The organism is Bacillus sp. KICET-1 (genome assembly GCF_027721405.1).
Lineage (GTDB): Bacteria > Bacillota > Bacilli > Bacillales > Bacillaceae > Bacillus > Bacillus velezensis.
This window is the reverse complement of record NZ_CP113515.1, coordinates 4,052,372-4,075,101: the sequence shown is the minus strand read 5'-3', so window position 1 is coordinate 4,075,101 and position 22,730 is coordinate 4,052,372. Positions and strand designations below refer to the sequence as shown.

The 22,730-nt window shown below is 46.8% G+C and carries 25 protein-coding genes and 1 tRNA gene; 22 read left to right on the top strand and 4 right to left on the bottom strand.

Annotated features, from left to right (window positions below):
* Positions 1-32: 32 nt before the first annotated feature.
* Positions 33-1,478, bottom strand: a complete 1,446-nt coding sequence (gene katA / locus OVA33_RS20450; RefSeq protein WP_003155420.1) for a catalase KatA — start codon at positions 1,476-1,478, stop codon at positions 33-35.
* A 258-nt stretch (positions 1,479-1,736) separates the two neighbouring features.
* Between katA and OVA33_RS20445 the strand changes: the two genes are divergently transcribed.
* The 7 genes from OVA33_RS20445 to rpsN all read left to right on the top strand — a co-directional run bounded on the left by OVA33_RS20445 (position 1,737) and on the right by rpsN (position 7,672).
* Positions 1,737-2,672: an amidohydrolase family protein gene (locus tag OVA33_RS20445; RefSeq protein WP_025650306.1), complete on the top strand. Its 936-nt coding sequence runs from the start codon at positions 1,737-1,739 to the stop codon at positions 2,670-2,672.
* 222 nt (positions 2,673-2,894) lie between these two features.
* Positions 2,895-3,662, top strand: coding sequence for an ABC transporter ATP-binding protein (locus OVA33_RS20440; protein ID WP_014417255.1), 768 nt, complete (start codon positions 2,895-2,897; stop codon positions 3,660-3,662).
* A 15-nt stretch (positions 3,663-3,677) separates the two neighbouring features.
* Positions 3,678-4,667, top strand: coding sequence for an aliphatic sulfonate ABC transporter substrate-binding protein (locus tag OVA33_RS20435; RefSeq protein ID WP_025650307.1), 990 nt, complete (start codon positions 3,678-3,680; stop codon positions 4,665-4,667).
* A complete protein-coding gene (locus OVA33_RS20430) occupies positions 4,667-5,500 on the top strand; it encodes an ABC transporter permease (RefSeq protein WP_017417314.1) in 834 nt (277 codons plus the stop codon). The genes OVA33_RS20435 and OVA33_RS20430 overlap by 1 nt, the downstream gene beginning before the upstream one ends.
* Before the next feature lie 24 nt (positions 5,501-5,524).
* Entirely contained in the window at positions 5,525-6,661 is a 1,137-nt protein-coding gene (ssuD, locus tag OVA33_RS20425) for an FMNH2-dependent alkanesulfonate monooxygenase (protein ID WP_017417315.1), read from the top strand.
* 8 nt (positions 6,662-6,669) lie between these two features.
* Positions 6,670-7,311: a hypothetical protein gene (locus OVA33_RS20420; protein ID WP_017417316.1), complete on the top strand. Its 642-nt coding sequence runs from the start codon at positions 6,670-6,672 to the stop codon at positions 7,309-7,311.
* 91 nt (positions 7,312-7,402) lie between these two features.
* The gene (rpsN, locus tag OVA33_RS20415; protein WP_007610245.1) at positions 7,403-7,672 is read left to right on the top strand and encodes a 30S ribosomal protein S14; all 270 of its coding nucleotides are present in this window, start codon (positions 7,403-7,405) and stop codon (positions 7,670-7,672) included.
* Positions 7,673-7,692: 20 nt separating this feature from the next.
* Here rpsN and OVA33_RS20410 read toward each other — a convergent pair whose 3' ends face one another.
* Together OVA33_RS20410 and OVA33_RS20405 are read right to left on the bottom strand one after the other, a co-directional pair.
* Positions 7,693-8,160 carry a hypothetical protein gene (locus OVA33_RS20410; RefSeq protein ID WP_012117138.1) on the bottom strand — a complete coding sequence of 156 codons (468 nt, stop codon included), beginning with the start codon at positions 8,158-8,160 and terminating at the stop codon, positions 7,693-7,695.
* A complete protein-coding gene (locus OVA33_RS20405; RefSeq protein ID WP_025650309.1) occupies positions 8,157-8,360 on the bottom strand; it encodes a helix-turn-helix transcriptional regulator in 204 nt (67 codons plus the stop codon). The genes OVA33_RS20410 and OVA33_RS20405 overlap by 4 nt, the downstream gene beginning before the upstream one ends.
* 190 nt (positions 8,361-8,550) lie before the next feature.
* Here OVA33_RS20405 and OVA33_RS20400 point away from each other — a divergent pair.
* Positions 8,551-8,624 (top strand) — tRNA-Gly (locus OVA33_RS20400).
* Positions 8,625-8,714: 90 nt separating this feature from the next.
* On the opposite strand, the gene OVA33_RS20395 is transcribed toward OVA33_RS20400, so the two are convergent.
* Entirely contained in the window at positions 8,715-9,338 is a 624-nt protein-coding gene (locus tag OVA33_RS20395) for a hypothetical protein (RefSeq protein ID WP_017417319.1), read from the bottom strand.
* An 84-nt stretch (positions 9,339-9,422) separates the two neighbouring features.
* On the opposite strand from OVA33_RS20395, the gene queG reads away from it, so the two are divergent.
* From queG to OVA33_RS20325, 14 genes are all read left to right on the top strand, one after another.
* Positions 9,423-10,583 (top strand): tRNA epoxyqueuosine(34) reductase QueG, encoded by a 1,161-nt coding sequence (queG, locus tag OVA33_RS20390; protein ID WP_017417320.1) that lies wholly within the window; start codon positions 9,423-9,425, stop codon positions 10,581-10,583.
* A 76-nt stretch (positions 10,584-10,659) separates the two neighbouring features.
* Positions 10,660-11,571, top strand: coding sequence for an amidase domain-containing protein (locus OVA33_RS20385; protein WP_026092240.1), 912 nt, complete (start codon positions 10,660-10,662; stop codon positions 11,569-11,571).
* 36 nt (positions 11,572-11,607) lie between these two features.
* A complete protein-coding gene (trmL, locus tag OVA33_RS20380) occupies positions 11,608-12,090 on the top strand; it encodes a tRNA (uridine(34)/cytosine(34)/5-carboxymethylaminomethyluridine(34)-2'-O)-methyltransferase TrmL (RefSeq protein WP_104843201.1) in 483 nt (160 codons plus the stop codon).
* 138 nt (positions 12,091-12,228) lie between these two features.
* On the top strand, positions 12,229-12,861 hold the full coding sequence (locus OVA33_RS20375; RefSeq protein WP_007408428.1) for a YhbD family protein: 633 nt from the start codon (positions 12,229-12,231) through the stop codon (positions 12,859-12,861).
* Positions 12,852-13,565, top strand: a complete 714-nt coding sequence (locus OVA33_RS20370; protein ID WP_012117144.1) for a polymer-forming cytoskeletal protein — start codon at positions 12,852-12,854, stop codon at positions 13,563-13,565. Before OVA33_RS20375 ends, OVA33_RS20370 begins: the two co-directional genes overlap by 10 nt.
* 11 nt (positions 13,566-13,576) lie before the next feature.
* Entirely contained in the window at positions 13,577-14,287 is a 711-nt protein-coding gene (locus OVA33_RS20365) for a hypothetical protein (protein WP_014417267.1), read from the top strand.
* 358 nt (positions 14,288-14,645) lie between these two features.
* Positions 14,646-16,541 carry a serine/threonine protein kinase PrkA gene (gene prkA / locus OVA33_RS20360; protein WP_003155391.1) on the top strand — a complete coding sequence of 632 codons (1,896 nt, stop codon included), beginning with the start codon at positions 14,646-14,648 and terminating at the stop codon, positions 16,539-16,541.
* 190 nt (positions 16,542-16,731) lie between these two features.
* Complete coding sequence (gene yhbH / locus OVA33_RS20355; RefSeq protein WP_017417325.1) at positions 16,732-17,910, top strand: sporulation protein YhbH; 1,179 nt, start codon at positions 16,732-16,734, stop codon at positions 17,908-17,910.
* Positions 17,911-18,096: 186 nt separating this feature from the next.
* Entirely contained in the window at positions 18,097-18,561 is a 465-nt protein-coding gene (locus OVA33_RS20350; RefSeq protein WP_003155389.1) for a MarR family transcriptional regulator, read from the top strand.
* 36 nt (positions 18,562-18,597) lie between these two features.
* On the top strand, positions 18,598-19,263 hold the full coding sequence (locus tag OVA33_RS20345) for an HlyD family secretion protein (RefSeq protein ID WP_007610259.1): 666 nt from the start codon (positions 18,598-18,600) through the stop codon (positions 19,261-19,263).
* A 40-nt stretch (positions 19,264-19,303) separates the two neighbouring features.
* Positions 19,304-20,899: an MFS transporter gene (locus OVA33_RS20340; protein WP_003155387.1), complete on the top strand. Its 1,596-nt coding sequence runs from the start codon at positions 19,304-19,306 to the stop codon at positions 20,897-20,899.
* Between the two features lie 24 nt (positions 20,900-20,923).
* Positions 20,924-21,457 carry an NAD(P)H-dependent oxidoreductase gene (locus OVA33_RS20335; protein ID WP_003155386.1) on the top strand — a complete coding sequence of 178 codons (534 nt, stop codon included), beginning with the start codon at positions 20,924-20,926 and terminating at the stop codon, positions 21,455-21,457.
* A 12-nt stretch (positions 21,458-21,469) separates the two neighbouring features.
* Positions 21,470-21,841 carry a hypothetical protein gene (locus OVA33_RS20330; RefSeq protein ID WP_014417269.1) on the top strand — a complete coding sequence of 124 codons (372 nt, stop codon included), beginning with the start codon at positions 21,470-21,472 and terminating at the stop codon, positions 21,839-21,841.
* 119 nt (positions 21,842-21,960) lie between these two features.
* Positions 21,961-22,728 (top strand): hypothetical protein, encoded by a 768-nt coding sequence (locus tag OVA33_RS20325; RefSeq protein WP_017417326.1) that lies wholly within the window; start codon positions 21,961-21,963, stop codon positions 22,726-22,728.
* Positions 22,729-22,730: the final 2 nt, after the last annotated feature.

Here is a 22,730-nt window from a genome sequence, read left to right as displayed (position 1 = left end):
ACCTGCCGGGCAGACCGGCAGGTTTTTTGATGCTATTTTGGTGATGGCAGTCCGAGTCCTTCGGCAACGCGTCTGCCGTATTCAGGATCAGCCTTGTAGAAGTGGCCGATCTGGCGCAGCTTAATTTCTTCTTTTTCCACAGGTTTCATCGCACTGACGATATTGGCGACAAGGCGCGCGCGCTCTTCCTCGCTCATCAGGCGGTACAGGTCGCCGGCTTGTGTGTAATGATCATGATGGTTATAGCTTACACTGTCAGCGAAACCTGATACAGGATATGCCGCCTGTTTATCTTCAGGTGACTCTTTCGGGCCGCCGAAGCTGTTAGGCTCGTAATAGACGGAGCGGCCGCCGTTATCATCAAAACGCATTTGTCCGTCACGCTGATAGTTTTTCACTTCATTGCGGGAACGGTTGATCGGCAGCGCCTGATGGTTCGCGCCGACACGGTAGCGGTGCGCGTCATGGTATGCGAACAACCGGCCTTGAAGCATTTTGTCAGGTGAGACGTCGACGCCGGGGACTAATGTGCCGGGAGAGAACGTCGCCTGTTCTACTTCCGCAAAGTAATTTTCCGGATTGCGGTTCAGAACCATGCGGCCGACTTCAATGAGCGGATAGTCTTTTTGAGACCATACTTTTGTGACGTCAAACGGATCAAAGCGATATGTGTTTGCGTCTTCTAACGGCATGATTTGAACATATAATTTCCATGCGGGGAAATCGCCGTTTTCAATCGCATTGAACAAATCTTCCGTATGGTAATCGGGATTTTCGCCCGCGATTTTTGCGGCTGTATTAACATCAAGGTTTTTCACGCCTTGCTCTGTTTTAAAGTGATATTTAATCCAGACGCCTTCACCTTTATCATTTGTCCATTTAAATGTATGGCTTCCGAATCCGTGCATATGGCGAAGAGTCGCCGGAATGCCCCGGTCTGACATCAGAATGGTTACCTGGTGCAGGGATTCCGGTGACAGAGACCAGAAATCCCAAACGGCCGTCGGATTTTTCAGATGTGTTCTCGGATCTCTTTTTTGTGTATGAATAAAGTCAGGGAACTTGATGGCATCGCGGATGAAGAACACGGGTGTATTGTTTCCGACGATGTCGTAGTTTCCTTCTTCTGTATAAAACTTAACGGCAAATCCGCGCGGATCGCGCACTGTGTCACTAGAGCCAAGTTCGCCCGCGACGGTTGAGAAACGGATGAAGAGCGGCGTGCGTTTACCGACTTCTGACAGAAATGCGGCTTTCGTATATTTTGTAACGTCATTTGTGACTTCAAAATAACCGTGTGCGCCCGCGCCTTTTGCGTGAACGACACGCTCCGGAACGCGTTCTCTGTTAAAGTGCGCCAATTTCTCAAGCAGATGGACGTCTTGTATTAAAGCAGGACCGCGATCGCCGGCCGTCATTGAGTTTTGGTTATCTCCGACAGGAGCGCCCCAGCTGGTTGTCAATTTATTTGAACTCATGTGATCACCTCTTTAGATTTATAAAAACATAATATCACCTATCAGTAAAAAGTCAATATTATTTTATAATGATTATAAAATAATTATTTTTATTATCGAAAAAAAGGGTTTGGATTTGAAAGCCTACTTGACTGACGGGAATAATGGGTTTAAGATGAGGAAAAATAGAAACCGCTGACTTGGACACAAGAGGCTCTTATTCTTCACTGGATAAGGGCCTTTTTTTTATTGTCAGGCGGTAAGGGAGGCGGCGATTGTATGCTTTTCCGGCAGCATTTTAAACCTGTCGATATTCACGGTCACCTGCCGTACAGCCTTTATTTCGGCAAAAACGATAAGACATTTTCCGATTACAACCGGGAGCGGTCAGAAAGAATGAATCTGACTTGGGATTTTCCTGATCCGCATGATGTTGATGGGGATGACGGCGAAATCGCTTTGATGACAAGATGGGAGAATGAATTAGATAAGTACGGCATTGACGTGCTGAATTTTTTAACAGCAGAGAGCAATGACCGGATGGCGGCGTTTATTCAAGCCAATCCCGCGAGATTTACCGGATTTGCATATCATCCTTTGGAGCGGGAGAATGCGTATGAAGAGCTGAAAAGAGCGGTAGAAGAGCTCGGTCTGAAAGGATATAAACTGTTCGGACCGCTGACAGACATCGATTTTCATGATCCGTCGCTGAAAAAGCTGTGGACGTATCTGGCTGACAAAAAGCTGCCTGTATTAATTCACTTCGGGCTTTTAGGGAGAGCGGGGGGTATTGTCAGCCATCGCAACATCAACCCGCTCTCCATCTATCGCGTCGCGAGAGAGTATGCTGATATCCCGTTCATCATTCCGCATTTCGGCGCCGGATATTATCAGGAACTGCTTCAGCTGTGCTGGAGCTGCCCGAATGTGTATATTGATACGTCCGGCTCAAATCAGTGGATGAGGTGGATGCCGTACCCGCTTGATTTGGAAATTCTGTTTCGAAAGACATCTGAATTAATCGGTGCTGAACGGATCATCTTCGGGACGGATTCGAACGGATTTCCGAGAGGATATGTATACAGATATCTTCAGGAGCAGGTGAGGACCTGCCGGGAAATCAATATGCGGGAAGAAGATATAGAAAACATATTCGGCAACAATGCGCGAACATTATTGAAAATCGCCCGGAAAGAAAAGGAAGTAAATACGTGATACAGCCGATGCGCTCTCTGGCAGGGTTATGCCGGAGGGCGTATTTTAATCCTTATAAAAAACAGTTGACAAGTCGGAATAATTTGAATTAACATGATATTCAAATTTAAAAACAAACGGGTTGCCGATCGGACCGCCGAAGGCTCCCATCTCTGTAAGCAATCGGAGATGGGGGCCTTTTTGTTTTTCGATCGCACGCGGCAGAAAGAGAGGGGAAGACAGATGGCTGTAACCATCAGCATACAAGAAAAAGCTTTTGAGCATGAAGGCCGGAAAACACCGGTGCTGAATGATATTGAGCTGTCAATTGCATCGGGAGAATTTTTGACTGTCATCGGGCCGAGCGGATGCGGCAAAAGCACGCTTTTAAAATTGATTGCCGGTCTTGATACCGATTATAAAGGCTCTGTCACAATAAACGGCCGCAATGTGTCGGGACCGGGCATCCGGCAGGGATTTATCTTTCAGGAGCACCGGCTGTTTCCCTGGCTGACGGTAAAACAAAACATCGCTGCCGATCTCAATATGAACGACCCGGCCGTTCGGAAAAAAGTGGATGATCTGATTGAGGTTGTCAGGCTGCAGGGAGCGGAGAACGCTTATCCGCGCGAATTATCCGGCGGCATGTCGCAGCGGGTTGCCATCGCCAGAGCCCTTTTGCGCGAGCCGGAGGTGCTGCTTTTAGATGAACCGTTCGGGGCGCTTGACGCTTTTACGAGAAAACATTTGCAGGATGTGCTGCTTGATATATGGCGCGAGAAAAAAACGACGATGATTCTGGTCACGCATGATATTGATGAATCCGTCTATTTAGGCGATAAGCTGGCGATCCTCAGAGCAAAGCCCGGCCGGCTGCACAGTCTGATGCCGATTCAGCTTCCGCATCCGCGCAATCGGACGTCAGCGGATTTTCAGGCTGTCCGGCAGAAGGTGCTTTCTGAGTTTGAGAAAACGGAAGACCTCCGGTTTGCGGATGGGTCCGGGATATAGAAGGGACGAAGCGAAGTGAAAAAAATCATCATTCTTTTAGCCGCAGCAGTCATGATGTCAGCCGGATGCAGTGCAGACGGGACAGGAGGGAGCGGGAAAACGGTGAAAGAAATCCGGATCGGCATCCAGCAGAGTTTAAGCCCGCTTCTCATTGCCAAGGAAAAAGGCTGGTTTGAAGAGGCCTTCAAAAAAGACGGAATAAAAGTAAAATGGGTCGAATTCCAAAGCGGTCCTCCGCAATTTGAAGGTCTTGCCGCCGATAAGCTTGATTTTTCCCAGGTCGGCAATTCACCGGTCATTTCCGGCCAGGCGGCAGGAATTGATTTTAAAGAGATCGGGCTGTCCCAAGACGGGTTAAAGGCAAACGGTATTCTCGTAAACAAGGGCAGCGGCATTCAGAGCCTGAAAGAATTGAAAGGTAAAAAAATCGCCGTAGCCAAAGGCAGCAGCGGCTTTGATTTTCTCTATAAAGCTTTAGATAAAGCGGGGCTTTCCGCCGATGACGTCACCATCATCCAGCTTCAGCCTGATGAGGCGGTTTCCGCTTTTGAAAACAAATCAGTTGACGCATGGTCCATTTGGGAGCCGTATTTGTCGATTGAAACGCTGCAGCACGGGGCGGAAATATTGGCGAACGGAGAAAGCACAGATTTATATTCTCCCGGTTTCACGTTAGTCAGAACGGGATTTTCCAAAGAACACCCGGATGAGGTTGTCCGTTTTCTGAAAGTGTTCAATAAAGCAGTTACATGGCAAAAGGAACACAAAAATGAAGCTGCCTCCTTATATGCGAAAATCAAACATCTTGATCCGAAAGTCGTCAGAAACGTGCTTAACAATACTGAGCCTCTCAATGAACCGATCAATGATGATATTGTCAAAGCCCAGCAGGAAACCGCTGATTTTCAATATCAAACAAAAGCGATTCATAAGAAAATTCATGTAAAAGACGTTGTCGACAATTCATTTATTAAAAAAGCGCTTGAAACGGGGGATGGCAAGTAATGAAAGCAGAAGCATCAACGGCTGCCGGCGCAATAAGCCAATCAGAAAAGAAAGCTCTGGCAAGATCCCGGAAGTATTCATACCAATGGATGAAGGGGGTTGTACTCCCGGCTGCGGTCATCGCAGTATGGCAGTTTATCGCAAGTCTGGGTATCGTCTCGGCCACGGTGCTCCCGTCGCCTGTCGTTATCTTGCAGACGTTTCAGGAACTTCTTCTTTCAGGTGAGCTTTGGGGTCATTTAGAGATCAGCTTATACCGGGCGGCTGCCGGATTTCTGCTTGGAGCGGGCCTCGGACTTGTTTTCGGGCTGCTGGTCGGTTTCTCAAAGCGGACCGAAGCATATCTTGATCCGTCCCTGCAAATGCTCAGAACGGTTCCGCACTTGGCCGTGACTCCTCTGTTCATTTTGTGGTTCGGATTTGATGAGACATCAAAAATTCTGCTGATCGCATTGGGGGCTTTTTTCCCCGTGTACATTAATACGTTTCTCGGAATCCGCAGTGTGGACGCGAAGCTGTTTGACGTCGCGCGGGTGCTGGAATTTAGCTGGTATCAGCAGATGACGAAATTAATTCTTCCGGCATCTCTGCCGAATATCCTGCTCGGCATCAGGCTCTCTCTGGGCATTGCGTGGCTCGGTCTTGTGGTGGCGGAACTGATGGGCTCGAGCGAGGGCGTCGGTTATATGATTATGGATGCCAGACAATTTTCACAGACAAATAAGGTGTTTGCCGGCATTATCATTTTTGCGGCTGTCGGCAAGCTGACAGATGCATTGGTCAGAATGCTCGAACGGAAACTATTAAAATGGCGGAACAGTTATGAAGGGTAACCTATTAAAAAAGGAGAGATTCATATGGAGATTCTTTGGTTTATTCCGACGCATGGTGACAGCCGGTATTTAGGGACGCAAACGGGAGGGAGAACGGCGGATCATCTTTATTTTAAGCAAGTGGCACAGGCGGCGGACAGACTCGGGTATACGGGGGTTCTGCTGCCGACGGGGAGATCATGTGAAGACCCGTGGCTGACGGCTGCGGCTTTAGCGGGGGAAACGAGTGACTTGAAATTTTTAGTGGCGGTCCGTCCGGGACTGATGCAGCCGTCTGTCGCCGCGAGAATGGCGTCGACAATGGACCGGCTGTCAGACGGCCGTTTGCTCGTAAATGTCGTAGCGGGCGGAGATCCTTATGAACTGGCGGGAGACGGCATGTTTATCAGCCACGATGAACGTTATAAGGCGACTGAAGAATTTTTAACCGTCTGGCGCGGACTCATGCGGGGCGAAACGGTGACATATGAAGGGGACCATATCAAAGTGGAAAACAGCAATCTGCTGTTTCCGCCAAAACAGTCTCCGCATCCGCCATTATATTTCGGCGGTTCATCACAGGCGGGAATTGAGGCTGCGGCGAAACATACAGATGTCTATTTAACATGGGGAGAGCCGCCGGAGCAAGTAAAAGAAAAGATTGAAACCGTTAAAAAGCAGGCTGCCAAGGAAGGAAGGACAATGCGTTTTGGCATCAGGCTTCACGTGATTGTCCGGGAGACTGAGAAAGAGGCATGGGAAGCGGCTGAACGATTAATCAGCCATTTAGACGAAGAGACGATTGCGAAAGCGCAGGCTGCGCTCCGGCGCGCTGATTCTTCGGGACAAAAACGGATGGCCGATCTCCATAACGGTGACCGCTCGAAGCTTGAGATCAGTCCGAATCTCTGGGCCGGCATCGGACTGGTCAGAGGCGGAGCGGGCACGGCGCTTGTCGGTGATCCGCAGACTGTCGCTGCTCGAATTTTAGAGTATCAGGCACTCGGCATTGAGTCGTTTATCTTTTCAGGCTACCCGCATCTGGAAGAAGCTTATTATCTGGCTGAACTCGTGTTTCCGCTTCTGCCGTTTCAGAATGAACGGACTAAAAAGCTTGAGCGCAGACTGGGTGAAGCAATGGGCAACGACCATTTTGCAAGAGGAAATAAAGCGACAGTCTGAATAAATAAATGCCTCTTTTTTTCAATAATGATACAATCATCAAAAAGGGGCTGTTTTTTCTGAAGGTATTCAAATGGACGGCAGCATGCTGTCTGCTGGCAGGATTAACGGCATGCGGACATTCCAACGGCATACAGATAAAAGAAGCTGATTTATCAAAGACAGAGAAATACAGAATGGAAATTGCCTCTTCAGAAAGCGGAGCGGCAGTAGTAACCGGTGTCACAAAAGACTTGGCGGCCGCACAGATGTATATTGAGCATTATCAAAACGGGAAACTGGCGGATAAGGCAGGGCCGCTTGAATCAGATTACGGCGGCGATGTAAATAAACCAAAAGCATTGCAATTCATCTTTTACACAGACCGAGAAGACAAAGGGAAAAAGGAAAAAGACAAGGTTCGTTTCGGTATCGTCGATGACAGCGGGAAAGTCTCGGCAGACGCTGTTTTTACCCGGTATCAGGGAGATGACAGAGCGTCCGTGTTTATCTCCTCTGCCGAGCCAGTGACTTATGGGAAACCTGTATTGATCGGTGCGAGTGTGAAGAATTCAGGGGAGCCCGTCAATATGTCACGGGATAAAAAGATGCTGATCAGCCATTCTGACGCATTGCTCTATTATGTGAAGGTGAACAAGCAGGGCGGGTAATACCCGCCTTTTTAAGCGCTTAGCTTGCACGATGATCATATGGATGATATGATACAAAACGTAATAATTACGATTTGAGAGGAGTGCTGAAATGGCCAAAAAATCAAAAGTGATCAAAGAGCTCAAGCGGCAGAAGCTTGTTGAACAATATGCGGACATCCGAAGAGAATTAAAGGCAAAAGGAGACTGGGAAGCGCTGAGCAAACTGCCGCGTGATTCTGCTCCGGCCAGGCTTCATAACCGCTGTACGGTGACGGGGCGGCCCCGCGGATATATGAGAAAATTTAAATTGTCCAGAATCGCATTCAGGGAGCTGGCCCATAAAGGCCGGATTCCCGGGGTGAAAAAAGCGAGCTGGTAATGTAAAAAACTCCGGATCTGTCATGAACCGGAGTTTTTGCCGTGCTTATGAAAAGTGAAAACATAAGCCAAATGCTGAATCATCATCAGAATGAAAATTAAAAGAATCGGAAAAAAGGGAAGATGCGGCTGAATCAGCGGATAAAACAAAAGCAGAACGGCTGCGGCCGGCAATGAGAAGTAAACGGCGATATACGAGGAACGGCAAGCTTTAGCCGTCATCATTCGTTCTCTTTCATCCTGTTCCTCAAATTCATCGGGCACAAGCCTGTGCTTTTTGCCGTTTCGTTTTTTCTTTTCGGCATAGATATACAATGCGGCACAAACGGTAAACAGCAGAAACGGCGTGATATTCAGCTCAAATGAACCGCTCCCCTCCGTTTGGAAAAACTGGGCGATCCGCGGCGCCGCTTCCATAAAGGAAATAAGCGTCCAGCAGGCCAACCCGTAGAGTGCAAGGTGAAAACACGCTTTTCTTTTCAAACTCATTTTTTCTCCTCCTCCAGCCAGAAAACTTCCTCCATCGGCAGGGAGAAAGCCCGGCAGATGTTAAGCGCTAATAAAAGTGAAGGCACATAATCTCCTTTTTCAATCGCTGCAATCGTCTGTCTGGTGGCTCCGGATTCTTTTCCGAGCGTTTCCTGAGAATAGCCGAATCTGGCTCTCAGCTCTTTTACTTTATTTTTCATCATCAGGCGTACCTCAAGTTTTCTTCTTTTTCATATTGTATGAGATTCTTAACAAAATGTAAACCTAACTTAACATGTGGACAAAAAAAGAATTTTTTTCGACAAATTTTTTAACATTCCCTTGACGAAAAAAAAATAAACATGTAATATTAGAAACGTCAAAGCGGTACTGACAAAAAAGAATTTTGATGCGGGTGTAGTTTAGTGGTAAAACCTCAGCCTTCCAAGCTGATGTCGTGAGTTCGATTCTCATCACCCGCTCCATACATACGTTATTAACGCAGTGTTTCGTTTCTCTGATAAACGAAGTATTGCGTTTTTTTATGTGAAAAAAGACACGAAAGGCGTGTCTTTTTATGAAAGCCAAGAGACGGTATGCGTGCCTCCGTGAATTTGTTCAAACATTTTGGTTAAGGATGATAGCAGCTCATCCGCCGCGTCGGCATGAAATGAAGGCGGGAAAAAGATCAGCTGCAGCATTTTCTTTGTGCCGGGCGTGACAGGGCGTGTATTGATATGTCCGGTGAAGTCGCCGAAAACGCCGTCCGGGCCGGAGAAGGACAGTACGCTTTCTTTTTCTCCGATCGTAATTGAAATCGGTTCATCTATTTCTGCGGCGTCATACGCCATGATAGGCAAGGAATATTTCAAGGAGAAAAAAAGTATGGTATCATGGGCTGAATTCACACTTTCAATGAATCGTTCCCGGGAAATATCGCCGAGCATAAGCTCCATCGGCGTTTTTTGTCCTGAAAAGGCGGGACTGAGCTGTTCCATTATACGCGCCCACTCTTTTACAAAAGGCTGCTCTTCTATACCCCCGTCAGCATAATCTAAGTAAAGAGATTCTTGAAATAAACGGAGGCGGCCTTTCAGCATTTGCGGAGCAGGCCCGACTTCGATCTGTTCATATAAGACGGCTGCCGCTTTGATCCCCGGCACCCGTTCAGCAATAAGTGGATCTAAACTGATGTTCAAGTGTGTTCACTCCATTTCGGGATGATAAAACTCTATTATACCTGTGCGGGAGCCTGATCACAAAGAAAGGAGGCTGTGCAAAAAATGAATATTCATAAACTGAAAGAGGAATTAATCGAATACGCCAAAAGCATCGGAGTCGACAAAATCGGGTTTGCGACGGCTGATACGTTCGACAGTCTGCGGGACCGGCTGATTCTTCAGGAATCACTCGGCTATTTATCCGGGTTTGAAGAGCCGGATATTGAAAAACGGGTCACTCCGTCTTTGCTTCTCCCGAAAGCCAAATCAATCGTCGCCATCGCCCTTGCTTATCCTTCCAAAATGAAAGATGCGCCGAGGAGCACGAGGGACGGACGGCGCGGCATTTTTTGCAGAGCTTCCTGGGGGAAGGATTATCATGACGTGCTGCGCGAAAAGCTTGATCTGCTGGAGAATTTTCTCCAAAGCAAACATGAGGATATCCGCACAAAGTCAATGGTTGATACAGGAGAATTGTCCGACAGGGCCGTGGCTGAACGGGCGGGAATCGGCTTCAGCGCCAAAAACTGCATGATCACCACGCCTGAATACGGTTCTTACGTCTATCTGGCTGAAATGATCACCAATCTGCCCTTTGAACCGGATGTGCCGATTGAAGATATGTGCGGTACGTGCACAAAATGTCTAGACGCTTGTCCGACCGGCGCACTCGTCAATCCCGGACAGCTTAACGCCCAGCGCTGTATTTCGTTCCTGACCCAGACAAAGGGATTTTTGCCGGATGAGTTCCGCACGAAAATCGGAAACCGTCTGTATGGCTGTGACACGTGCCAGACGGTCTGTCCGATTAATAAGGGGAAAGATTTTCATCTTCATCCGCAGATGGAGCCTGATCCGGAAATCGCAAAGCCGCTGTTAAAGCCGCTTTTGACCATAAGCAACCGCGAATTCAAAGAAAAATTCGGACATGTATCGGGATCATGGCGCGGCAAGAAGCCGATACAGCGGAATGCGATTTTAGCTTTGGCTCATTTTAAAGATGCCTCGTCTCTTCCGGAATTAACGGCCTTGATGCACCAAGATCCGCGCCCCGTCATCAGGGGTACGGCCGCCTGGGCCATCGGGAAAATCGGTGATCCTGATTATGCGGAGGAATTAGAAAAAGCGCTTCAAAAGGAGCAGGATGAGGACGCCATACGGGAAATTGAAAAGGGACTGGAGCTGTTATCGGTTTCTGATAAGACTAAAACCGGCCGGTCCTGACATATGTATAGAGAAAAAGCACTTGGCCGGAGTTCAAGTGTTTTTTCTTTATAAAATCGTATGGTGGGTGGAGCGCTTGAAGCATATTATTGAAGATTTAGCGGAGGCCCGGCTTCATTATTTAATCAACGGAACTGAGATGAGGCAGAATGGGCAGGCCGGCGATCTTGAGGTCCTGACGAGAAAAAAAGAGCTGTTTGAAAAACGGAAAGTTGATATCGTGAAGGCGAAGGCAAAAGCCGTCATTGTCAAAAGCAGTCTTGAGGACGACGGCACGTTATGTGTCATGTACACGATTCATTTCGAATATTTGTGCAAGGAGCATGACGGACACCTTTATTTAGAAGAGCAGATTGAGGAACGGACTGCATTTCTCTATGATCAGCTTTTGATTAAAGACCGGGAAGTAAAGAAAAAACCGGCGGGATTTTCTGACGGAAACAGCGTAATTGAATATGAGCGGAGTGAACGGGAGGATTTCGGGCGGGCGTTTCAATACGACCGTCTGGCTGCCGTGCAGTACGCGGAGAAGTTTTGGAATAAACGAAATCCCGCTTATAAAAATTTCAGCGATAATTGCACCAATTTTATTTCCCAATGTTTACATGCCGGAAAAGCGCCGATGCGGGGGCATCCGAACAGAGGCTCAGGCTGGTGGATGAAGGCAAGCTCGTGGAGCTACAGCTGGACGGTCGCGCATTCGATGAAGATGTATCTGGCCCAATCCAAGGCAGGGCTCCGCGCATTGCAAGTATCAAGAGCTGAAGAACTGATGCCCGGAGATATCATTTGCTATGATTTTGAAGGAGACGGCCGTTTTAATCATACGGCGATCGTGGTCGCAAAAGATAAAAGCAATATGCCGCTCGTCAATGCCCAAACGTATGACAGCAGAATGAGATATTGGTCATATGAGGATTCAACGGCGTATACTCCTTCCATCAGATATGCGTTTTTTCATATTACGGATGATACGACAAAAGAGTAATTAATGATATAATGGTGGGCGGAATAAAAAACAGAGGTGAACATCGTGGCATTACATGTCGTTTTATATCAACCCGAAATCCCGGCCAATACGGGAAATATCGCACGTACTTGTGCGGCAACAGACACAACGCTTCATTTGATACGCCCGCTCGGATTCTCGACCGATGATAAAATGCTGAAGCGCGCCGGACTCGATTATTGGGAGTTCGTCAACGTCGTATATCATGATTCATTGGAAGAGTTATTTGAGGCATATGAGAAAGGAAAGTTTTTCTTCATTACAAAATTCGGCCAAAAGCCGCACACATCATTTGATTACTCAAATACGGAGGAAGACTTTTTCTTCGTATTCGGCAGAGAAACGAGCGGACTTCCGAAAGAATTGATCGAAAACAATATGGACCGCTGCCTGCGTCTTCCTATGACCGAGCATGTGAGATCATTAAACCTGTCCAACACGGCCGCGATTCTTGTATATGAAGCGCTGCGCCAGCAAAATTACAGAGATTTGACGTGAGAAAAAAACGCCCGCATCCGGGCGTTTTTTTATTGAATAAAAAAGACGGACAGCAGCGGTTTACGGCATTTTTATATTTCCAGGCTTAACAACGTAACAGTGTTATGTTACAATACATTCATCGAAGGAGCTGGATTCATGGAGGAACAACTGATTTCTAAAAAAGAATTGCTGGAAGAAACATCAATTTCATACGGGCAGCTGTACCGCTGGAAACGGAAAAATTTAATTCCTGAAGAATGGTTTATCCGAAAATCAACATTTACAGGCCAGGAAACATTTTTTCCGAGAGCGGAAATATTAAAACGTATCTCAAAAATACAGAAAATGAAAGAAAATCTGTCTCTGGATGAAATGAGAGAAATGCTGTCTCCGCAAATGACTGATGTCAATATAACGTCTGCGGAGCTGCTTCAAAAGGGGCTGATTTCAAAGGCCGCGCTGCAAGTTTATGGCGAAGACGGCGTGACATTCACGTCCCGCGCGCTGCTGTCTTTATATGTGCTTGAAGGACTTTTGCGATCGGGCAATATCAGCCTTGAGGAAGGAAAATTGGCGGCAGGGGTGCTGAAAACGTATGAGGCTTCCGAACTGAAAGCAAATACGGAGCTTGTCATGCTCCGAAAGCTTGGCGTAACGACGTGCTTCATCGCAGACGCGGAACATATTTTATTTGAACCGACTGTCAAAGTGGTTGAACGGGTGGCGCTTGCTGCGGCATCGGAAGAATTAAAAACGAAATGGATGCAGGAGGACCATCAATGGAAGTAACAGATAAATTAATCATCAACGGTTCAGGAAGTTCAAAAGGAGGCCGTTTTCATACAGTGGAGATCAACGGAAGCGGCACGGTGTCAGGTGATGTGGAGTGCGCGAGCTTTTTGTTTAACGGCAGCGGAAAAACAGACGGACATGTCAAGACGCAAACGCTGACGATCAGCGGTTCGGGGAAAATTTCCGGCAGTGCCGAAGCTGAATCCATCCGTATCAACGGAACGGGTGTCATTAAAGGTGATGTCAAAACGGAGCGGCTGAACGTCGCGGGATTTTCATCTTTCGGCGGCGGTGTGAAAGCTGATGATATTTTCATATCCGGGAAAGCCGGGATTGAAGGCGATTGCGAGACAGAGACGTTCCGTTCGGAAGGCAAATGCAAGATCGGCGGCCTGCTGAATGCCGATGAAGTCAGTATTAAGCTGACGGCGGGAGAAAGCCATGTGAAAGAGATCGGCTGCCGCCATTTGAAAGTGATGAGCAGAAAGAGCGTGCTTACGCGTTTTAAGCTGATGCCGGCCCCGGTGCTGACAGCGGAGCTGATTGAAGGTGACATCATTGAATTGGCGGACACGAACGCGAAGACAGTCCGCGGAAATCATGTGCGGATCGGCGCAGGCTGCACCATTGGGACTGTGGAATACAGCGGCGATTTTACATGTGATCCTTCCGCTTTGGTTAACAAAGTCGTGAAACGATAGGAGGAACTGCGATGGAAACGACAAAAAAATTGAGTCATTTAAAAATGTACGGAGCCGGACACGCCTCCGGCGGCTCCTACCAAAATGTAAGCATTAAAGGGGAAGGAACTGTCGGCGAAGGACTTCAAAGCGAACGCTGCCGGATATTCGGTACGGGACTTTTTCTCGGAGATGCCGAGATCAACAGGCTGAAAATTTTCGGAGAGCATGAAGTTGCAGGAGATTTATCAGCACGTTCAGCAAATGTGATGGGCACATTGAAAGTCGGCGGCTCCATGCGTTTCGCCACGATGAGGCTGAAAGGACTTGCTGAAATTGGCGGCGGGGCCGCGGGAGAGCAGTGTCATATAAAAGGCAGTCTCACAGTCGGCGGCGATTGCGAGACGGAGCTGCTTCATGTAACAGGATGTATCAATGTGGCGGGATTGTTAAACGCGGGGGACGTAAACATCCATTTGCGTTATGACCGAAGCCGCGTGAAAGAAATCGGCGGCACATCGATCACCGTCAGACGGAAACCCGGTTTTCTTAAACGGAAAGCCGGCACGCTTTCTGCTGAATTGATCGAAGGGGACGCAATTTACCTCGAATACACGGAAGCGGACATCGTCAGAGGAAAGCATGTGGAAATCGGCCCGGGCTGCAAAATCGGAAAAATCGAGTATCAAACAAGCTGCAAATCTCATGAAAAATCAACAGTCCAAGAACATATTCAAATGTGAAACATTGTTATGTTGTACAGGAAAGGGTGCTCTTGATGAAGAGCACCCTTTTGCCGTTATTTGTTTTCAGGTTTGCTGTCGTAACCCGCCGTAAAAATGGATACTAAAAAAGTGAGAATGACCCCAAGTAAAATGATCGTTTTCATCATTTCTCCTCCTCTTTGCTTTTCCATTTGATGTCCGAGTCTGGATGAAACTGTATTTCTTTCATTATGAACGGTGCACTGGACCCTTGTCAATGACGGCCTTATAACGTCTTTATTTTTAAGAAACGAAAAGCATGTATTATCACGTCACCGCATAGATTGTAACAAAGTACCTTATTTCTAGTGCATTAACCATGATAGAGGAGGTTCTTATGGATATATTAAAGAAAATTGAAAAGTACAGAGAGGAAGAGCAGCGTCTCAAATGGGAAGGGACGTTCGCTGATTATTTGGAGATCATAAAAGAAAATCCATTGGTCGCGCAGTCTGCTCATTCTCGCGTTTTTAATATGATAAAAGACAGCGGAATCGAGGAGGATGACGGTAAAAAGACATACAGCTTTTTCTCGAGGGAGCTGTTCGGCCTTGAGGAATCTCTGGAACGGCTCGTGGAGGAATACTTTCACCCGGCTGCCAAGCGGCTCGATGTAAGAAAACGGATTTTACTATTGATGGGACCCGTCAGCGGCGGAAAGTCAACTCTTGTCACCATGCTGAAAAAAGGGCTTGAAGCCTACTCATTGACAGACAACGGCGCTGTTTACGCCATTAAAGGCTGCCCGATGCATGAAGATCCTCTCCATCTCATTCCCCATCATCTGCGCGACGACTTCTACAGAGAATACGGCATCAGAATTGAGGGCAGCCTTTCTCCGCTTAATGTCATGCGGCTTGAAGAAGAATACGGCGGCAGAATTGAGGATGTAAAGGTTGAACGTATATTCTTCTCGGAGGATAAACGTACCGGAATCGGAACCTTCAGCCCGTCTGACCCGAAATCACAAGATATCGCCGACTTGACGGGGAGTATTGATTTTTCAACGATTGCCGAATACGGCTCTGAATCAGATCCGCGCGCTTATCGGTTTGACGGTGAATTAAATAAAGCGAACCGCGGAATGATGGAGTTTCAGGAAATGCTGAAATGCGATGAGAAATTTCTGTGGCACCTTCTGTCACTCACGCAGGAAGGGAATTTTAAAGCCGGACGGTTTGCGCTCATCTCAGCCGACGAATTGGTTGTTGCGCATACGAACGAAACGGAGTACCGCTCGTTTATTGCCAATAAGAAAAATGAAGCCCTTCACTCCAGGATCATCGTGATGCCTGTTCCTTATAATTTAAAGGTGTCAGAGGAAGAACGGATTTATGAAAAAATGATTTCTGAAAGTGATGTTTCTGACGTACACATCGCCCCCCATACATTAAAAGTGGCCGCGATGTTTTCTATTTTGACCAGGCTGAAGGAACCGAACCGCTCTGATATTGATCTCGTCAAAAAAATGAGGCTCTATGACGGAGAAAGCGTTGAAGGTTACAATTCCGTTGATCTTGAGGATATGAAGAAGGAATTCCATGATGAAGGAATGAGCGGAATTGACCCGCGCTATGTCATCAACCGCATTTCCTCAACGATTATCAGAAAAAATATGGAATCGATCAATTCGCTTGATGTGCTGCGTTCCTTAAAAGAAGGGCTCGACCAGCATCCGTCCATCTCCGCCGAGGACAAAGAGCGGTATATGAATTTTATTTCCGCCGCCAGGAAAGAGTACGATGACATCGCCAAAAAGGAAGTGCAGAAGGCGTTCGTCTATTCATATGAAGAATCCGCGAAAACTCTCATGGACAATTATTTAGATAATGTGGAAGCGTACTGCAATAAAAATAAGCTCCGCGATCCGCTGACGGGAGAAGAAATGAATCCTGACGAAAAATTGATGAGATCCATTGAAGAGCAGATCGGCATTTCAGAAAACGCGAAAAAAGCGTTCCGCGAAGAAATCTTAATCCGCATATCCGCCTATGCAAGAAAAGGAAAACGCTTTGACTATAATTCGCACGAAAGACTCCGCGAAGCGATTCAGAAAAAGCTGTTCGCAGACTTAAAAGATGTGGTGAAAATTACGACCTCCACCAAAACGCCGGATGAGCAGCAGCTTAAAAAGGTCAATGAGGTAGTAGCAAGGTTAATAGATGAACACGGCTATAATTCGACTAGCGCTAATGAACTGCTGAAGTATGTCGGAAGCTTGTTAAACCGCTGATGTTTGATTTCATTGAGAGGCCCGTCTGTAAAAGGACGGGTTCTTTTGTCTGTTTTTCGCAATTGTTTGTCAATTGGAGAGTCCGGCCGGCATAAGATAAAAATAAATCTTTTCGCCGGACTTGTTTCATAAACAGGACCAAGCCGGAATACACATGTAAAACGACCATAACGGTTAAGGAGGGGAATTCATGTCCCGTAATGACAGCGGAAATTTTTTGATTTCAGAGGAAGACTGGTCCCTCCATCGCAAAGGCTTTGACGACCAGCAGCGCCACCAAAAGAAAGTACAGGAAGCGATAAAAAACAACCTTCCGGACCTTGTCACTGAGGAAAGCATTATTATGTCCAACGGAAAAGATGTCGTGAAAATCCCGATTCGTTCGCTTGATGAATATAAAATCCGTTATAACTATGATAAAAATAAACATGTCGGCCAAGGCGACGGCGACAGCGAAGTCGGCGATGTCGTCGCAAGAGACGGCGCAGATAAAAAGCAGGGTGCCGGAAAAGGCCAGGGAGCCGGCGATCAGGCAGGCGAGGATTATTATGAAGCGGAAGTTTCATTGATGGATCTGGAAGAAGCGCTGTTTCAGGAATTAGAACTGCCGAATCTGCAGCAAAAGGAAAGGGACAATATCGTCCATACCGATATCGAGTTCAATGATATCCGGAAAACCGGGCTGACAGGGAATATCGATAAGAAAAGGACGATGCTGTCGGCCTATAAACGAAACGCCATGACAGGCAAGCCGTCGTTTTACCCTATTTATCCGGAAGATCTGAAATACAAAACATGGAATGATGTGACGAAGCCGGAATCGAAAGCTGTCGTTTTAGCCATGATGGATACAAGCGGTTCGATGGGCGTATGGGAAAAGTATATGGCGAGGAGCTTCTTTTTTTGGATGACACGATTTTTACGGACAAAGTATGAAACGGTTGATATCGAATTTATCGCCCACCATACGGAAGCGAAGGTTGTGTCGGAAGAAGATTTCTTCTCGAAAGGCGAGAGCGGGGGCACCATCTGTTCCTCCGTTTACCGGAAGTCTCTTGAATTAATTGATGAAAAATATGACCCCGCCCGCTACAACATCTATCCGTTTCATTTTTCAGACGGAGATAACCTGACTTCGGATAACGCCCGGTGCGTAAAGCTCGTCAATGACATCATGAAAAAATCGAATCTGTTCTGTTACGGGGAGGTCAATCAATATAACAGGCATTCCACCCTCATGTCCGCCTATAAAAATGTCAAAGATGATAAATTTAAATACTACATCCTGAAACAGAAATCAGACGTATTTCAAGCGCTGAAAAGCTTTTTTAAAAATGAGGAAGCCGGTGTAAGCAAAGCATCGTATTAAATATAAAGCCGAGTGAAGAATCGTGCGGCCGCGGTTCTTCACTCGGCTTTTTTAAATTAAAAATAAAGAGAAAAAACGGCATAAAAAAAATCCTTAAAAAATGAAACTTTTCTCTTTACAAACCTTCTTTCATTTATTAATATTTTATCTTGTGAACTATTATTAAGGGAATGAGGTGAAAATACGGTGATTGAATCAGAGCTCGCTTTGCTCAGTTTTGAACAACTGTTTGATACTTCCAGATCGATTTACAAAAAGCAGAAAATGATTCTGGAGACAGTTCTTGAACCTTTTGATATTACAGTACTGCAGTATCTGCTGATGTTCAAAATACATAAGAGCAAAAGCACGCAGCTTTCAAGGCTGGCTTTGTCGCTTGATCTGAAACCGGCGTCTGTCACGAGAATGACCGATATTCTGTATAAGCGCCGCCTAATGGTTCGGAGCGACTATCACGACGACCGGCGTGTTGTTATGATTCAGTTAACCGAAGAGGGGGAAGAACTTCTAAAGAAAGCTGCTGTTCAATATGCCGAAAAAGCGGCGGTCTTATACCGGCAGCTCAATACCGCTGAACTGCAGTACCTGCGCAAGCTTGCGGAAAGTTTAACGAAGCTTGCAAACGGCTGTGCAGTGAAAAACGGAAAATAAAAAAATCCCCACATATTTTTATCATCATTCCACAAAATGATAGAGGAAGAAACGAAAGGAGAAAACAAAATGAACAGAGGACGTTTAATTCTGACCAACATTATCGGTTTGATTGTTGTTCTTGCAATTATAGGCGGAGGTGCTTACTACTATTATCAAAGCACACACTATGTAAAAACCGATGAAGCAAAAGTTGCCGGCGACATGGCTGCTATCACAGCTCCTGCTGCGGGTAAAGTAACTGACTGGAACCTTGATGAGGGGAAAGAAGTAAGCAAAAACGACGTTGTTGCAAAAATCAAAGGACAGCAAAATGCTGACGTAAAAGCCATCATGGATGGAACAATCGTGAAAAACGAAGTGAAAAACGGCCAAATGGTGCAAGCCGGTACGACAATTGCCCAGGAAATTGACATGAAACACCTTTACATCACTGCAAATATTAAAGAAACAGACATCAGAGACATTGAAGTAGGAAACAAAGTAGACGTAATTGTTGACGGCGACCCTAATACAACATTTGACGGAACAGTAGAAGAAATCGGTTATGCGACAAATTCAACTTTTGATATGCTGCCTTCTTCAAACTCAAGCGGCAACTACACAAAAGTAACGCAAAAAGTTCCTGTTAAAATTTCACTCAGCAACCCATCTGACAAGGTGCTTCCTGGTATGAACGCATCTGTAAAAATTTCTGAATAATACAGATCAGTCATCAAACCATGAAGGGAGGTTGTCTTAGGTGGCTAAATCAGATAATCAAGTAAAAAGTCCTAAAACATTGCTTATTGTGCTTATGGCCGGGTTATTCCTGGCGATCTTGAACCAAACGCTTCTTAACGTGGCGATGCCGCACTTAATGACCGAGTTCGGTGTGAGTGCGACGACGATTCAGTGGCTTACGACCGGATACATGCTGGTCAACGGTGTTTTGATTCCGTTATCTGCGTTCTTAATTACCCGGTTCGGACAGAGAAGCCTCTTTCTCGTAGCCATGTTCTGTTTTACAGCGGGAACGTTAGTCTGCGGAATCGCGCCTAACTTCTCAACCATGCTGATCGGCCGGTTAATTCAGGCGGTCGGCGGCGGTATCCTGCAGCCGCTGGTCATGACAACCATTCTGCTTATCTTCCCGCCTGAAAGCAGGGGGAAAGGAATGGGGATTTTCGGTCTTGCGATGATGTTTGCTCCGGCGGTCGGACCGACTCTTTCCGGCTGGATCATCGAGCATTACACATGGCGCATTATGTTCTACGGCCTTGTTCCGATCGGGGCAATCGTTATTATCATAGCGTTTTTCCTCTTTAAGAACTTGGTGGAACCGCAAAAAATCAAACTCGACAGCTTGGGTGCGATTCTATCCATTGTCGGATTTGCCTCATTGCTTTACGGAGTCAGTGAAGCGGGCAGCGACGGCTGGGGAGATCCGATCGTGCTGTCTACCGTCATCGTCGGTGTCATCGCGATTGCCGCGTTTGTCATTCAGCAATTGCGCTCTGAAAAACCGATGCTCGACTTCCGGGTATTTAAATATGATATTTTCTCACTTTCCAGTGTGATTAACATCATTATTACCGTTGCGCTTTACACAGGAATGTTCCTGCTTCCGATTTACCTGCAGAACTTAGTCGGCTTTACGGCGCTGCAATCGGGTCTCTTGCTATTGCCGGGCGCGATTGTCATGCTGATCATGTCGCCGATTTCCGGTATTCTGTTTGACAAAATCGGTCCGAGACCGCTTGCGATTATCGGGCTGGTCATCACGGTCGCAACGACATTCCAGTACACAAAATTGACAATTGACACACCTTACACGCACATTATGCTTGTCTATGCCATCCGCGCATTCGGTATGTCACTGTTAATGATGCCTGTTATGACAGCCGGAATGAACCAGCTTCCGGCACGGTTGAACAGCCACGGCACGGCGATGAGCAACACGCTCCGCCAGATCAGCGGTTCAATCGGAACAAGTTTGATCACAACGATTTATACGAACCGTACGACAATGCACTATTCGCAGATTGCGGATAAAACGAGCACGGCTGATCCAAGCTTCATGCAGTCGTTCCAAAGCGCGGTTTCGAATTTAATGGTCAACATGAACATGTCGCTTGATGCGGCGAAACAAACCGTTTATTCATATCTCTACAAAACAGCTTCACTTAATTCCAACGTTATGGGGATTAATGACGCGTTTATGTGGGCGACGATCTTTGCGGTTATCGGCGTAGTCCTGAGCCTGTTCTTGCGTGACGTACGGAAAGACAAACAGCGGGCGAAGAAAAAAGAGGAGCTGTCATTGCTTCCGGCCCCTAAAGAAGTGAAGGAATCTTAATCATCTGAATGGGAGGTTTCCTGAATGAAAATTTACGTAGTGTACGATAGTGAAGGCGAACACACAAAACACCTTGCTGAAGCCATTGCCGAAGGAGCGCGAGAAAACGCTGAGGCTGAAGTCCTGATCGATCATGTCGATCAAGCAGACATCCGCAAGCTGAAAGACATGGATGCCATTATCTGGGGATGTCCGGGACACTTTGGCACCATCAGTTCAGGCTTAAAAGCGTGGATCGACAGACTCGGCTATCTGTGGGCTGAAGGCGAGCTGATTGATAAAGTCGGCGCCGTATTCTGTACGACGGCGACAACACATGGCGGATTAGAAATGACAATGCACAATCTGATCACTCCTATGTTTCACCAAGGCATGATTGTTGTCGGACTTCCCGGCAACGTTCCTGAAAACGCGCTGTACGGCTCTTACTACGGCGCAGGCGTCACATGCCCGGTTGACAGCGATGTGCTGATGACGGAAGAAGGCCTTCAATTAGGCCGTGCGCTTGGCAGACGTGTCAGCCAAGTCACAGGTAATCTAACTGCCGGACGACAGTAAGGAGAGGGTTATATGGCCATTATTATAGCGGTTATTGCTGCTGTCATTGTGATTGCACTTCTTATCACATTCAATGTCCGCAGCACTTCTGCAGGACAGGATGTCAAAGAAGAAAAGAGAGAAGCGATCGGCACTACAGCCGAACAGCCGGAAAAGCATGATCCGGCCGAGGAGCGCTCAGCCGAGCATGCTCCCGTCGTTGTGAAATCTGAATCTCCCCGTGAGAAAAAGAATACAATGGGCGATGATGTGTACCGTCAGGCGCTTCAGAAGTTTAAGACTTCTGAGACGGATCGGGAAACAAACGATCCTGATAGCGGCGGCAAAATGCAGGATAGCAGCTATCGTGATGCGCTGCTCTCCTTAAAAAACAAAAAGAAGTAATTGAAAAGGCAAATCTGCGTAAGAGCGGATTTGTCTTTTTTTTATTGAAGATATTGTAATACGTGATGATCTAGTGTACTATGTTACTCATACACTTGATCCGAATGGAGAGAGCAAGAATGACATCGTTTTTAGGTTTGCTGAAAAAAGATGCGAAGGTTTCATGGATTTGGCTCGCGTTGTGGCTTTTCGGCATGATTTGCTTGGCGTTTGCAGCCCACGTCATCGCTGCCCGTCAGAAAGAACCGCTCGTCATTTTCGGCTTTTTTGCGGCAATGGGGTTTTTTCAATTTCTTGTAGCGCCGCTTTTTATGTACTATCACCTTCATAAAGAAGGAAAAAACCAGCTGTGGCTTTACAATCCGAATGGAGGATTTTATCTGCTGGCTTCCAAGCTGACGGCCTCACTGCTGTATCAGTTGATCGGGCAGCTGGCGCTGACCGGTTACGGCATTTGGATGTACCGGATGCTTTCTGCAAAAGGAGCGCTGGAACACGCCATTCCCCTGGCCGGCACATTAACCGGACTGAATGCTTACCTGCTGATCAGTTCAGCGTACTTATCTGTGATCGTGGCCGTATTTTGGACTGTTTTTCACTCATTAAAACATGTTCCCGTCCTCCGTTGGGTGATCTGCATCGTGCTTGCGTTTGTCTGGACCTATATTGACGATAAAATCATTACGCCTTTCACTTCATCTCAACATGATTTATGGCCGGTAAAAGTGTATGCGAATTTTCATTTTCATTATACAAAATTGACCGGATGGACGATGGAGCTGAAAGCCGTCCACATTTCGCTTTTCAGCTTCTTGGCAGTGATCGTGCTTGCGGCGCTCTGTCTCGCGCTGGCCTCTATGCTGCTGAATCGAAAGGTTGAGGTGTAATG